Below are 13,368 nucleotides of genomic sequence, written 5' to 3'. Positions count from 1 at the left end.
CGACTCTCAAGGAGACGCTCGCGGATGCGGGGCGCACCAGCGTGATTGGGGTAGAGCATGGGGATTTCCGAACTGCGGGTGATAGCTCTGGACGCTGACAAAGTCATTCATCGGACCCTTCGCATCAGTGGCTTTGCCGCCGCTCTCCTTTTCAGCACGGCGCTCACAGCGCCAGCATTCGCCGGGGGCGGCGCATCGGGACACTATGCCCACTGGGTCGCAAGGGGTGGCGATGATCAGTTGACGGACCCGGGATCGCCCGGCGAGGATGGCTCAGGATGTTGCGGCGGCGGCGGCGGCGGCGCTGGAACGACCGGCGGCCAAGGCGGTACAAGCCTATACGATGCGGGGGGAGCAGGAGGCTCCACTCCCGGCGCTGACGGTGCTGCCGGTTCCATGGACTTTTGGGGGTTTGGAAGCGGTGGCGGCGGTGGTGCCCACGGCTATGTCGGAGCCGCCCTGCCGACATCGGGTGTCAGAGGTGGTGCCGGCGGCAAGGGAGGCTTGGGTGATACAAGTCCAATAGATCACGATGCTGCCGAGGCTGGCGGCGGCGGAGCCGGTGGCTATGGTGCTGTAGTTACGGGATCCGGCCTCCTCGGCACGCTGACCACCTCTGTCTATGGCGGCTCCGGTGGCGCCGGAGGCGACGCTCTCAATGACGCCGCTGCTGGCAGCGGCGGTAGCGGTGGCGTAGGTCTGCGGTTCACGAACACTGCAAACAAGCAGGTGATCATCGGCAACAGCGTCTCCGGCGGCAACGGCGGTGCTACGGGCGCGAATGGCGGCCTCAATGGTCTCCGCACCGCTGGTCTCGGCGGGGTCGGCCTGGAGGGCGCGTCGATGGACGTCACGATGCTCGCCGGCGGCAGCATCGCCGGCGGCATGAGCGGCGATTCCGTGACGCAGGCGAACGCCATCAACTTCACGGATGGCCGGAGTGCTTTGCGCTTTACCGGCCCGACGTCGCAATTGTCCGGCAACATCAACCTCGGATCCAATGCAGCATTGTGGCTGTATGGTGTACCCGGCCTACCGGGCGGTACGGTGATCGACAATGTCATCACCGGCGGCGGAACGATCACAAAGGACTGGTCAGGCACGATCACATTCTCTGCCGCCAATACATATTCCGGCGGCACGGTCATCAACGACGGCACGCTGAAGCTTTCAGGTGCCGGTACGTTGGGAAATGCAACCAGTACGACGACCGTCCATAGCGGCACGCTCGATCTTGGCACCACCACCCAGACGCAATCCAGGGTGAATCTCTACAGCGGCATGCTTCAGAACGGCAATCTGAATGCGTCCGTGTTTTCGAACGGCGGCACCATCAAGGATCTCGGCGGCACCGCCAGCCTGACCACGGAGGACGGCACGACGACGCTGCAGGGCATCAACAGATATAGCGGCGCCACCGTTGTGAATGGCGGCACACTCGATGTGCGGGGCACGATCACGGGGACCTCGTCGGTGGGCGTGTATGATGGCGCCACGCTGACGGGAGCCGGCATCATCGTTGCGCCTTCAGTCACCATTTACAGCGGCGGCACGTTCAAGCCCGGTGATGGCACGCCGGGAAGCTCTACCATCGTCGAGGGCTCGCTCGCCTTCCAGTCCGGCGCCTTCTACAGTGTGACGATCGATCCATTGACGGCATCCTTTTCCAAGGTGGTCACCGGATTGAATTCGCCCGGCATGGTGACGATCGACAGCGGCGCGACGGTGAATGCCGTGTTCGCCAATGGCAGCTATATCAGCAAGACCTACACCATTCTGACCACGACAGACGGCCGGATCGGCACCTTCGACCCGACGGTGAAGACCACCAACCTGCCGACGAACTTCCATACCTCTCTCGGCTACGACGCCAACAACGTGTATCTCAACCTGGCGCTGAACTATACGCCGGAGCCGAAGCCGGAGCCGACAAATCCGACGGCTCCGGTCTTTACGCCGCTGAATCAGAACCAGCGCAATGTCGGCAACGCCGTGATCAATGCCTTCAACGCCGGCGGCGCAATCCCGATCGTGTTCGGCGCGCTGACGCCGGCCGGTCTTTCGCAGGCGTCAGGCGAGACCAGCGTCGGATCGCAGCAGACGACTTTCGATGCGATGAACCTGTTCATGGGCGCGATGATCGATCCGTTCGCGGCAGGCCGAAGCGAGAGCGTCTCGCCGTCGGCGCGCGTCTCATCCTATGTCGAAGAGCATTCGCCGCGCAGCGCCTACGCAATGTTCAGTAAGGCGATGCCGGTGAAAGCCGATCCGTTCGCGCAGCGCTGGAACGTGTGGGCGACCGGCTTCGGCGGTTCGCAGACCACCGATGGCAATACTGCGACGGGATCGAACACCTCCACCAGCCGCATCTATGGCGCGGCGGTCGGCGCTGATTATCGCATCTCACCGAACACGCTGGCGGGCTTCGCCATGTCTGGCGGCGGCACCACCTTCTCGGTCGCCAACAGCGGCAACGGCCGGTCGGATCTGTTCCAGGTCGGTGGCTTCGTGCGCCACACCATCGGGACCAGCTATCTGACCGCTGCGCTGAGCTATGCGTGGCAGGATGTGACGACGGACCGCAACGTCGCCGGCATCGACCAGTTGCAGGCGCGCTTCAACGTCAATGCCTATTCCGGACGGCTGGAGGCGGGTAACCGCTATGTCACGCCATGGATGGAGATCGGCGCGACGCCTTACGCCGCGGTGCAGGCCACCGCGTTCGACCTGCCGGGCTATCGCGAGCAGGTCTTGTCCGGTCCCGGCATCTTCGCGCTGAACTACGACGCGAAGGGTATCACTTCGACACGCAGCGAGCTTGGTGTCCGCACCGACAAGGCCTATGCGCTGACGGATTCCATCCTGACCCTGCGCGGTCGCTTCGCCTGGGCGCATGAGTTCAATCCCGACCGCAGCGTCGCCGCCACGTTCCAGTCCGTGCCCGGCGCGTCGTTCGTCGTCAACGGCGCACGGCAGGCCAGCGACGCCGCATTGACCACGGCCTCCGCCGAGGTGAAGTGGCGCAGCGGCTTCTCGCTCGCGGCGATCTTCGAAGGCGAGTTCTCCGACGTCACCCGCAGCTATGCGGGCAAGGGCGTCGCGCGCTATCAGTGGTAAATAACCAGCGCTACAACTGACTGCTCCAAGACGGACTGCTCCAAGACAAGCCGCTCCGGCCATTGCTGGGTCGGCTAGCAGTGGTGATATCTGGTGCTTTTATGCTGATGGCCGAGAATGGAGCCAGTGCGGCACTGCGCGAACGCACTTCAGCGCCCGAAGCGCTTCTTCGGTGCCGCGTGCAACATCGATCAGGGCGGAAAAGATTTGGGCTGCCCGTTCTCGAGAGAAATTGCGCCGAAGTTATCCAGTGAGGCTCCTGGATCATAGTATCGGGCAATCATACTCCCTCCTGGGGCCCGGGGTAATACGAGTCCCTCCGGCGCCCCGAACCTCCGACAAACGCACGCGACGGAAGAGGATTTTTTTCGCACCGGAGCCTTCGGTGATATCTAGAATTATATTGCAATTATGGCCGCGCGAATGACGCATCTCGTATGGCGGAATAGCTGGTCAACTTCCGCTTCAAACTCCCCGACAGTCCTCGTCCTCGCGCATGGCCCGCGATCCCAACGGGATGGTCGACAAACCGCTCGGCTAGTTGAAGAGAGATCTGGAAGGCTCTGAGGCTGTCCAAGAAGGATGAGCTGATGCCCAAACGGATCGTCAGAACCAAAAAGGTGGCCGGAACCGCGGGGGCTCAGAATCCAGAGCAGGATGACGATTCGAAGAGACGTCATCCTGCTCTAATCGTGACAAGGGAGATCGGCGGTTCGTCCAAGCTCTGCGACGGTTGTCGCGTGCAGGTCCAGCCAACTTTGTCCGATCAGCCATCCGCGATGGGTCAACTTTCCCCAGCGCCGGAGGACCTTGCGTCGCAGCCAACTCAATTTCGGTAGAGCCTCATATGTGCGGAACTGAGCTGCTGCCTGTTCGAAGGTAACCCAACGTCTTCGAGGCAATTCACGCCCAAAGGGACCGCTCATCTTGCCGTGGAACGTGATCGGAACATAACGCCCCTCTCGCGCCGGCTTGGGCGATCGGTAAAGCGAAAGGTGCGCCTGATTTACGATCTGAAATCGATCATACCCAGCGGCTCGAAGCTTTTCCGGAACTTCCAGACTGTCGATTTCCACTGAGACGAAGGGAGGGAGCCGTCCATCCCCGACCAGTTGGGAGGCGAAAATAGTATCCGCGCCCTCAATATCGCACTTGACGTAGTATGGCACCCCGTACGCTTCGAATAACTCCGAGAGGGTCGTCGTCTTCACGCGTACGGTAGTGCTCGACCGACCATCACGCTCGGCGACACCCTGGAACACGCTACTCCAGCCATCGGAGTCGTCACGAACATAAAAAGTGACTTCGCTATTTGCTTCGGAATACAAAGCTCGCTCAACGACAACGCAGTCCTTGTTCGCGAACGATGCCCGTCCCATTTCGCAGAAACGAGGGTTGGCATCCAGGGCGACAACCCGGAACCCCTTATCCAGATAGTACCGAGTGTCGTGTCCTTCGTGAAGCCCAAGGTCGTAGATCAGCCTCCGGTCGACAGATAACGCCATCTCTCATCCGCCCATACGTCCTTACGCCATGCGTGAATGCATACAAGGAACCTGGTCGCGCCTCAATTGCAATCCTTCTTTGAGTCATCATTCGGCTGTCGCAACGTTCCGAATGTCGGCCGAAGGGACGGTAGTCGCGCGTGATTTCGGGGACAATGTTGCTGGTATCAGCGCAATCCGGGACACTGAGAAACGCGCCGACGAGTGCCGCCGATCAGGTTTCGCTCGAAAACAGCCGCACCATCGCGTCTGTGATGGTGTGTTCATCGTAGGGCTTCGAGAAGAATCTGCTTCCGGTCGGCAGGCTGCTCTCCTCGAGGATGGCGTCGCCTGACGCCACGATCAGCTTAACCGGCGGCCACCCACCGATCGCGGATGTAGTGCGACAGCTTGATGCCGTTCATGGTGCCAGGCATCTGAACGTCGGTGAAAACCAGGTCGACGTCGTCGCGCGTTTCAAGCACGCGAATTGCCTCGTCCGCATTGCGCGCTTCCAGCGCTTCGTAGCCGGCAGCCAGCACCAGATCCAGGGCGCCCATTCAAATCATGGCGCCGTCTTCGACCACGAGGACAACTGCCTTGCCATTCTTCATAAGTCCCTCGGATATACGGGCGGCGCGTAGTCGGTGCAGCAGCCTGAAGGACGAACTCGTTACACGCGGCGTCTCGGCAAGGAACCGCCATGCATACGAAGCTGGTTCGCCGCGATCCACGGGAACGACGGGAAATGCGAGGACGTACATGTAGAGCGGTGCTGCTCCATCGGGCCCGGGTTGGACCCTAAGGACTTGGGCGATTTTAGCTTTCCGATACGCTTTACATCACCTGGCGTTTCCACTGCAGCCGGCGTCCAACGCCTCAGACTCCACCGGATTGCTCAGATCGCGCAACAGCACCCAATAGGATCGCGGGTCGGCCTTGACGGCGTAGCGGTCGACCTGGCCGCAGCGCACGCATTCGAAGGTGCGCAGTTCGTGAATGCTCTCGATTGGGGAAATCCGCGCCAGCGCAGTCCGCTCTCCGCATCCCGTGCACGCCGGCCGTCGTTGCTGGCCCATGAAGCCCTCGCCCACTTAAAAAGAAAGCGACCGGCGGCAAGCCGATCGTATGTCGCTCATCATGCCATCGATCGCATCGACGAAGGTTGACACAGAGCAAGCCATCCGCTGCCGAGCCGATCAATCGCGAGGCGTCCGACAGCAACGCGCCCAGCGGCGGCGCTGCGCGTCGTCCTGAACGCGTGGCTCACGCCGAAGCGTCTTCCGGCTTAGGCAAAAACGAACACCGTGATCGCAAAGCCGAGCGCGACCAGCTGCAACAAGGATGGGATCATCGCATCTGCTCCGGTCGGAGAAAAACCAACCTGTCCGCCAACAACTAACTGATTCCCGGGCGTCCATCGACGGGCAGCATGCCCGGTCGAATCACCAGGCCGCGCCAGATGCGCCCTGCCCGCATTGCGCCCCGAGGGTCCGTCAAGGCGTGTCTCGTTTACCCGACAATAACGACAGTGCCAGGTATGGCTGGCGCGGCCTTGGCGGCAGGGCCGACGGGGCAAAATACCGCCGAACATTTTGCGCCGCGATACGTTGCGCAGGGTATGGTTCCGCCGTGTTCACGGCACAGGAGATTCCCATGACGCTCTCAGACGACCCGAACCGGCTGCAGGCCACGGTCGACGCCACCATCCGCAAGCATTGGAAGGCCTATCTGATCGAAGGCATCCTGCTGTTGATCCTCGGATTTGCCGCGATCGTGCTGCCGCTGCTGGCGAGCCTCGCGATCGCCATCGTGCTCGGCTGGATGTTCCTGGTCAGCGGCGTGGCCGGCATCGTCCTCAGCTTCTGGGCGCGGCAGGCGCCGGGTTTCTGGTGGTCGCTGGCTTCCGCCATTCTTGCGGTGATCGCCGGCATCATTCTGATCGCGATGCCGGTGCAAGGCATCGTGACGCTGACCTTCGTCGTTGGGATCTACTTCCTCGCCGAAGGCGTCGCCACCATCATGTACGCGCTGCAGCATCGCGGACGATTGTCCGAGCGCTGGGGCTGGATGCTCGCCGCCGGCGTCATCGACATCCTTGTGGCGTTCATCATTATTTCCGGATGGCCCGGCACCGCAGCCTGGGTGATCGGCCTTCTGGTCGGCATCAATCTGGTGTTCGGCGGATCGTCGCTGATCGCGCTGGCACTCGCCGCCCGCAACAAGACCTGACGACCGAAGCGTCGAGAACGGCCGCGGCTCAGCAGCCGCGGCAGATGCTCTTGATCTTGCGGTCGAGCGCTGCGTCGGCCGGATCGACCTGGCCGATATCGCTGCCTGCGCTACCTGGATCGGAGCGGCGCGGCTGGCGATGACCGATCGGCGCCTGGCCGGTGACGCGCTGGTCGGGCGTCAACGCCGGCGGCACCGTGGGATTGGCTGGACCGCCGAGACCGCCGGCGCCGCCGCTCATCCCGCCCGAACCAGCACCGCCCGTGCCGCCGGACCCGGTCTGCGCAACCGCGAACACGCCGTTGGCCAAGGTGAAAATCGTGGTCGCGATGATGAGTCTTTTCATGGAACGCCTCCTTCAGAGAGAGGCGTCTATCGGCTGCGTTCCGGCAGCGCGATCGCCTCGAAGTTACGGCGGCCCTGCCCGGCACAGTCCTGCACCTTGCGCACCTCCGCCATCGTCGTCAGCAGCCAGGTTCCTGCCGCGACCAGCACGGCGGGAATCCCAGCTACAACGCGTTCTCGACGTTGCAGTTGCCGTCCTCCGCTTGCGGCTCTCGGTCGCTCAAGCCGGCTTGGGCGGATACAGATGGACGTCGCCGCAATAGTCGGAGACACGATAGCGCGAATCCGCTGCCGTTCCATCATCCGCGGCCAAATAGTTGGGGCCAACCGGTGCTTTGCCGTAGCCGCCCGGAATGTCGAGCACGTATTCGGGCTGGCACAGACCGGAGACGCGGCCGCGCAGCGCTCGCATCAGCGCCTGCCCTTCCGCGAGGCTGGTGCGCAGATGCGCGGTGCCCGGCGCGAGATCGCCATGATGCAGGTAATACGGCTTGATCCGGCATTCGACGAAGGTGCGCATCAGCGCTTCCAGCGTGGCTGCGTCGTCATTGACGCCGGCCAGCAACACCGATTGGCTGACCATCGGGATGCCGGCGTCGATGATGCGCGCGCACGCCGCCCGCGCAGCCGCGGTGAGCTCGCGCGGATGATTGGCATGGAGCGCCACCCACACCGTCTTGCCCTCGACCCGCAAGGCCCGCACCAGCTCCGCACTGATCCGCGCCGGCTCGGCCACAGGCAGCCGCGTATGGAAGCGGATGATCCTGACATGATCGATCGTCGCCAGCTCGGCCATGATGTCGGCGAGCCTGCGCGGCGACAGCATCAAGGGATCGCCGCCGGTCAGGATCACTTCCCAGATTTCCGGATGCGCGCGGATGTAGCCGAGCGCCGCTGCGGTCGCGTCGCCCGACAGCGAATTGTCCTTGCCCGGCCCGACCATCTCGCGGCGGAAACAGAACCGGCAATACACCGCGCAGACATGCACCAGCTTGAGCAGCACGCGGTCGCGATGGCGATGCACGATACCTTCAACCGGCGAATGGGCGCCATCGCCGATCGGATCGTCGCGCTCGATCGGAAGCGTCGCCAGCTCCTCGGCGCGCGGGATGTACTGCCGCGCGATCGGATCGTCCGGGTCGTCCGGATCGATCAGCGCTGCGATGTCGGGCGTCACCGCGATCGCGTAGCGCTGCGCGATCTGCTCGAGATCGTCCTGCGCGTCGGCCGGCACCAAGCCCTGCGCGATCAGTTCGGCGGGTTGGCGCAGCGTCGCCGCCGCAGGCGTTTGCAGTCGGGTGACCTTGCTCATGAAGCCTCGCCTGCCGGCGGCGTCCACACCACCTGATCGATACGCATCGCACCCGCGGCCAACATCACCAGCCGGTCGAAGCCGAGCGCGACGCCGCTCGCCTCGGGCATCCGATCGACCGCCGCGAGGAAATCCTCATCGAGCGGATAGCGCTCGCCGTAGCGGCGCTCCTTCTCGTCCATCGACGCCGTGAACCGCAGGCGCTGCTCGGCTGCGTCGGTCAGTTCGCCGAAGCCGTTGGCGAGTTCGACGCCGCAGGCATAGACCTCGAAGCGTTCGGCCACCCGCGGATCGTCCGCCTTGGTGCGCGCCAGCGCCGCCTCCGGCGCGGGATATTCGCATAGCACCGTCAGCCGCCCCTCGCCGAGCCGCGGCTCGATATGGTCGACCAGAACCTTGCTGAAGATGTCCGACCAGTTGTCGTCGTCCGCGACACGCACCTTCGCGGCGGCCGCGCACGCCAGGGCATCGCGATCGCCTTCCCCGCCGATGATGGTCGCCAGCAGATCGATCCCGGCGAAGCGCGCGAACGCGGCGGCGACCGTCAGCATCTCCGGCTCCGCCTGCGGGTCGGCGGTCCGGCCACGGAACGAGAACTGCCCGATGCCGGTGGTCCGCGCCGCCAGCGCGATCAACGCGACGCAATCGGCGATCACCGTCTGATAGCCCGCGCCGGCGCGGTACCATTCCAGCATGGTGAACTCCGGCAGATGCAGCCGGCCGCGCTCGCGGTCGCGAAACACCCGGGCGAACTCGAAGATCCGCTCCTCGCCGGCCGCGAGCAGTTTCTTGCAGGCGAATTCCGGCGAGGTTCGCAGGAAGCGCGTCCGGAGCTCGCCGTCGGGTCCTTTGATCTCGGTGCGGGGCGCGTGCAAATGTGTCTCGTTGCCCGGCGAAAGCTGCAGGATGGCGGTTTCGACCTCGGCAAACTCAGCGGCGGCGAACCAGTCGCGCGCGGCCCGGGTCACCGCGCTGCGCGCGCGCAGAAACGGCTTCCGGTCCAGATACCTGGCCGGGTCCCACCATGGCGACGCGAAAGTACCTCCCTGCATCTCAAGTAGCCCCCGCGTGGAAGCGCAAAACGCTGGCATAAGCGGGCCAAATGGGTATGTTGCGCCCCGAAACCGTTTCGCAGGCCTCGGGATGCCAACGCCCGGATCGGGCCCGGACCTGAACCACAGGAAATATTCCTTTGAGAGTCATCGCCAGTTCTATTCGCAAGGGCAACGTCCTCGAGCAAGATGGGAAGCTGTACGTCGTCCTGTCTGCCGAAAACATCCATCCCGGCAAGGGAACTCCGGTCAGCCAGATCGAAATGCGCCGAATCAGCGACGGCGTGAAGGTCTCGGAGCGCTACAAGACCACCGACCAGGTCGAGAAGGCGACGATCGAAGAACGCAACTACACCTTCCTGTACGAAGACGGCGAAGGTTTCCACTTCATGGAGCCGGAATCCTTCGACCAGGTCCAGGTAACGAAGGATGTGGTCGGCAACTCCGCGCCGTATCTGGCCGAGAACATGGTGGTGAAGCTGTCGATGCACGACACCACCGCGGTCGCGATCACGCTGCCGCAGCGCGCCACCCTCGAAGTGGTCGAGACCGAGCCGGTCACCAAGGGCCAGACCGCCTCCTCCTCCTACAAGCCGGCGATCCTGTCGAACGGCGTCCGCACCGCAGTGCCGCCCCATGTCGGCGTCGGCACCCGGGTCGTGGTGCTGACCGAGGACGGCTCCTACGTCGAGCGCGCCAAGGACTGAGACGCCCGACGATCATCTGAATTCGACAAAAGCCCGCCGCATCCCGGCGGGCTTTTTTCGTGGGTGGACCGCCAGCACAGCCCCCCGTAAGGCCCGGGCTTGGCCCCAAGGCTGAAACACCGATAGATTTGCCTTCGGATCGTGAGGAGGCGCGTCACGTTGAACCAGGGGTGGATCGGCCAGATCATTCTGCGGATGCTGCGCGGACTGCCACTGCTGTTGATGTTCGGATTCGCGGCCGCTGCCCTGCCTGCCGCGGTCGCCGATGAGTTCCGGACCCCGACCGTCACCACCTTGCGGGTCGACTGGCGCGCGGCGCTGAACCAGTTTCGCTCCGAATTGAACGCCTACCCGGTTGTCGCCGCCGAATTCAGCTTCAGCGGCCGCCGCGGATTGTCGCCCTCCGATCCGCGCCAGATCCCGGCGCTGATCCGGCTCAACGCCATCGCCGCCCGGTTCTTCCCCGGCATCGGCCAGAGCGCCGTGCCGGTGCTGCTGCCGTTCGACGCCGCGGCGCTGCTCGACGCCGACCCGAATGCCACGCCGGCGCGCGATCAGCTGGCGCGCGTGCAGTCCGGCTTCCGCCCGGTCGAGATGTTCGACGCCGGTCCCGCCGGCTACGACGCCTTGTTCGCGCTCGAGCCCGGCGCCGGCGACGACCTGCCGCCGCGCGTCTTCGCGAAGCCGGTCGAGGTGCAGATCACCGGCTCGAACCTGATCTACGACATCGCCGATCCGCTCGGCGGCAAAGGCGAACCGGTCAAGGCGCTGGCCGCGCAATATCCCGACCTGCGCCGCTTCATCCGCGAAGGCCATGTGCGCTACGCCTTCACCCGGTTCGGCGTGGCCTATGTGGTGTCGATCCAGTGCCTCGACTCGATAGCGAAGGCGCAGCGCCTCGCTTGCCGCGAAAGCTACCCGGTGGCCGAGCGCTTCCTGAAGGCGCTGCGCATCGCCGGCGGCCGGCCCTATCGCCCGCGCAGCGATATCGACGCGGCGGTGGCCGAACGGCCGAATGCGCTGGCGCCGGATTTCACCTATCGGCCGAGCGGCGACATCATCGCCAATTCGGGCTTCCGCAAGCAGCAGGGCCGGCCCGACCTCACGGTCTATGCGCAGATCAGGTTTCCGATCGAGAAGCAGCCGGCCTATGCGCGCTCGCAATCCTACGTGCCGCATCGCCCTGCTAACGGCGGCAGCGCCTTTGCCTATCCGTGGCGGGACAATTTCTGCGAAAGCCGCAGTTTCGGCGTCGGCCAGTGCGCCACCGGCCTCGGCCATCAGGGCCAGGACATCAGTCCCGGCGCCTGCCTGCCAGGACAATCCGATTGCGATGTGAGGCGGCAGAGCGTGGTCGCGGTGCGCGACGGCGTGCTGATCCGCTCGCCGAAACAGCAGGCGGTGACGCTGCAGGTCAACACCGGCCGCGAGCACATCCGCTTTCGCTACATGCACATGAATCCGTGGGAGCTCGATGCCGACGGCGTTCTCAGCGGCCGCCGTGTCGCCGAAGGCGAGCGCTTCGGCGTCGTCGGCAATTATCTCGACTTCCCGAACGGCACGACGCGGCATCTGCATTTCGACGTCCAGGTGTTCACGCCGGACGGCTGGCTCTGGGTCAATCCCTACACCACGCTGATCGCCGCCTATGAGCGGCTGCTCGGCGGTCGCGGGCGGGAGATCCTGCCGGACGGGCAGCCGGTCGCGATCGAGGTCCACGCCAATCCGGAGGGCGCGGCCCGCGCCGCCGAAGAGCGCGAGGGCGGCGAGCAGTTTGAAGCCCCCTGATCGGCCCGGCGGACCCGCTTCTGGAACTCCCCTCCGCTGGCGGCAATTTCACGGCGGCCTTTGCCCGCCGCCGGTCCCAGGCGCTACACTGCTCGCCATGACCCAGTTCGATTCCCGCTTCACGCCGACCCGCCGCCGCCTGCTGCAGACCGCGCTTGGCGCGGCCGTGATGCTACCTGCGGCGGCGCGCGCAGCCCCGGCCGGCTTCGACGACTGGCGCGACAAGTTCCGCAGCCGCGCCCTCGCCAAGGGCATCTCGCCGCAGACCTGGGATCGCGCGATGGCCCGGCTCGAGCCGGACATGAGCGTCTTCAAGAACTTCCAGAAGCAGCCGGAATTCAACGAGCAGCTCTGGCAATACATCAACCGCCGCGTCTCCGACTGGCGGATCACCAATGGCCGCGAGGCGCTCAAGAAGAACGAGCCGCTGTTCGCGCGGATCGAGCGCGACTTCGGCGTCGAGCGCGGCACGCTGCTGGCGCTGTGGGGCGTCGAGAGCGCCTATGGCGATCCGCTGGTGCAGCAGAACCACATGCGCCCGGTGTTTCCCTCGCTGGCCGCGCTGGCCTGGAACGAGCCGCGCCGCCGCGCCTATTGGGAAACCGAGCTGATCAACGCGCTGAAGATCGTCGACCGCGGCTGGTCGACGCCCGATGAGATGCGCGGCTCCTGGGCCGGCGCGATGGGGCATACCCAATGGATGCCGGAGGTCTGGCTCAATGTCGGGATCGACTACGACCGCGACGGCCGGGTCTCGCCGTTCGGCCGCCCCGACGACGCGCTCGGCTCCAGCGCGAAATTCCTGGTCAATCGCGGCAAGTATCACCGCGGCGAACATTGGGGCTACGAGGTGCGCGGCCCGGGCGGCGCGATCAGCGGCAGCCGCTCTTTTCTGGCCTGGTCGCGCTCCGGCGTCACCCGCGTCGACGGCGAACCGTTTCCCGATCCGCAGGCGAGCGCGCAGATGTGGGCGCCGGTCGAGGGCGGCCCGCAATTCCTGCTGGGACCGAATTTCTACGCGGTGAGAAGTTACAACCCGTCGATGAACTACGCTCTGGCGATCTGCCATCTCGGCGATCGCATTCTCGGCGGCGGCCCGTTCGCCCAGCCGTTCCCGGGCTCGGAGCGCACGATGACGCTGGCCGAGGTGCAGGAGATGCAGACCCGGCTGACCCGCGCCGGCTTCGACACCGGCGGCACCGACGGCCGCGTCGGCAACGATACGATGAAGGCGGTGCGCGACTATCAGACCCGCGCCGGGATGCAACCGGCCGACGGCTATGGCGGGCTCAAGCTGCTGGCGCGGCTGCGGCAGGGTCCGTAGGCCGCCT

Annotated in this window: 12 protein-coding genes and 1 pseudogene; 6 read left to right on the top strand and 7 right to left on the bottom strand. The window is 64.8% G+C overall.

The window, feature by feature from the left end; all coding sequences use genetic code 11:
• Positions 1 to 57 precede the first annotated feature (57 nt).
• A complete protein-coding gene (locus BMY71_RS18860) occupies positions 58 to 3,117 on the top strand; it encodes an autotransporter domain-containing protein (RefSeq protein WP_139202683.1) in 3,060 nt (1,019 codons plus the stop codon).
• A gap of 686 nt (positions 3,118 to 3,803) precedes the next feature.
• Here BMY71_RS18860 and BMY71_RS18855 read toward each other — a convergent pair.
• The 3 genes and pseudogenes from BMY71_RS18855 to BMY71_RS18845 all read right to left on the bottom strand — a co-directional run bounded on the left by BMY71_RS18855 (position 3,804) and on the right by BMY71_RS18845 (position 5,680).
• On the bottom strand, positions 3,804 to 4,622 hold the full coding sequence (locus BMY71_RS18855) for an FkbM family methyltransferase (protein ID WP_092685744.1): 819 nt from the start codon (positions 4,620 to 4,622) through the stop codon (positions 3,804 to 3,806).
• A 214-nt stretch (positions 4,623 to 4,836) separates the two neighbouring features.
• Positions 4,837 to 5,161: pseudogene (locus BMY71_RS18850) on the bottom strand (response regulator).
• A 282-nt stretch (positions 5,162 to 5,443) separates the two neighbouring features.
• Positions 5,444 to 5,680 carry a hypothetical protein gene (locus tag BMY71_RS18845; protein WP_092685776.1) on the bottom strand — a complete coding sequence of 79 codons (237 nt, stop codon included), beginning with the start codon at positions 5,678 to 5,680 and terminating at the stop codon, positions 5,444 to 5,446.
• Between the two features lie 86 nt (positions 5,681 to 5,766).
• Between BMY71_RS18845 and BMY71_RS18840 the strand changes: the two genes are divergently transcribed.
• Positions 5,767 to 6,003 carry a hypothetical protein gene (locus BMY71_RS18840; RefSeq protein ID WP_092685743.1) on the top strand — a complete coding sequence of 79 codons (237 nt, stop codon included), beginning with the start codon at positions 5,767 to 5,769 and terminating at the stop codon, positions 6,001 to 6,003.
• Between the two features lie 254 nt (positions 6,004 to 6,257).
• Positions 6,258 to 6,833, top strand: a complete 576-nt coding sequence (locus BMY71_RS18835) for an HdeD family acid-resistance protein (protein WP_011502918.1) — start codon at positions 6,258 to 6,260, stop codon at positions 6,831 to 6,833.
• 28 nt (positions 6,834 to 6,861) lie between these two features.
• Here the strand turns inward: BMY71_RS18835 and BMY71_RS18830 are convergent, their stop codons facing one another.
• The 4 genes from BMY71_RS18830 to epmA form a co-directional block, all read right to left on the bottom strand.
• The gene (locus BMY71_RS18830) at positions 6,862 to 7,179 is read right to left on the bottom strand and encodes a hypothetical protein (RefSeq protein WP_092685742.1); all 318 of its coding nucleotides are present in this window, start codon (positions 7,177 to 7,179) and stop codon (positions 6,862 to 6,864) included.
• 26 nt (positions 7,180 to 7,205) lie between these two features.
• The gene (locus BMY71_RS25475; protein WP_283804821.1) at positions 7,206 to 7,328 is read right to left on the bottom strand and encodes a hypothetical protein; all 123 of its coding nucleotides are present in this window, start codon (positions 7,326 to 7,328) and stop codon (positions 7,206 to 7,208) included.
• 70 nt (positions 7,329 to 7,398) lie between these two features.
• Positions 7,399 to 8,490: a lysine-2,3-aminomutase-like protein gene (locus BMY71_RS18825; protein ID WP_092685741.1), complete on the bottom strand. Its 1,092-nt coding sequence runs from the start codon at positions 8,488 to 8,490 to the stop codon at positions 7,399 to 7,401.
• Positions 8,487 to 9,542 carry an EF-P lysine aminoacylase EpmA gene (epmA, locus tag BMY71_RS18820; RefSeq protein WP_092685740.1) on the bottom strand — a complete coding sequence of 352 codons (1,056 nt, stop codon included), beginning with the start codon at positions 9,540 to 9,542 and terminating at the stop codon, positions 8,487 to 8,489. Before epmA ends, BMY71_RS18825 begins: the two co-directional genes overlap by 4 nt.
• Before the next feature lie 140 nt (positions 9,543 to 9,682).
• On the opposite strand from epmA, the gene efp reads away from it, so the two are divergent.
• The 3 genes from efp (at position 9,683) to BMY71_RS18805 (ending at position 13,361) form a co-directional block, all read left to right on the top strand.
• Positions 9,683 to 10,249: an elongation factor P gene (efp, locus tag BMY71_RS18815; RefSeq protein ID WP_011502914.1), complete on the top strand. Its 567-nt coding sequence runs from the start codon at positions 9,683 to 9,685 to the stop codon at positions 10,247 to 10,249.
• 195 nt (positions 10,250 to 10,444) lie between these two features.
• Positions 10,445 to 12,037 (top strand): M23 family metallopeptidase, encoded by a 1,593-nt coding sequence (locus BMY71_RS18810; protein ID WP_244526112.1) that lies wholly within the window; start codon positions 10,445 to 10,447, stop codon positions 12,035 to 12,037.
• Between the two features lie 97 nt (positions 12,038 to 12,134).
• Entirely contained in the window at positions 12,135 to 13,361 is a 1,227-nt protein-coding gene (locus tag BMY71_RS18805; RefSeq protein ID WP_092685738.1) for a lytic murein transglycosylase, read from the top strand.
• Positions 13,362 to 13,368 lie beyond the last annotated feature (7 nt).

Source organism: Rhodopseudomonas pseudopalustris, assembly GCF_900110435.1.
Classification (GTDB): Bacteria; Pseudomonadota; Alphaproteobacteria; order Rhizobiales; family Xanthobacteraceae; genus Rhodopseudomonas; species Rhodopseudomonas pseudopalustris.
Note: the sequence above shows the minus strand (reverse complement) of the source record. Positions and strands in the feature narration are given on the sequence as shown.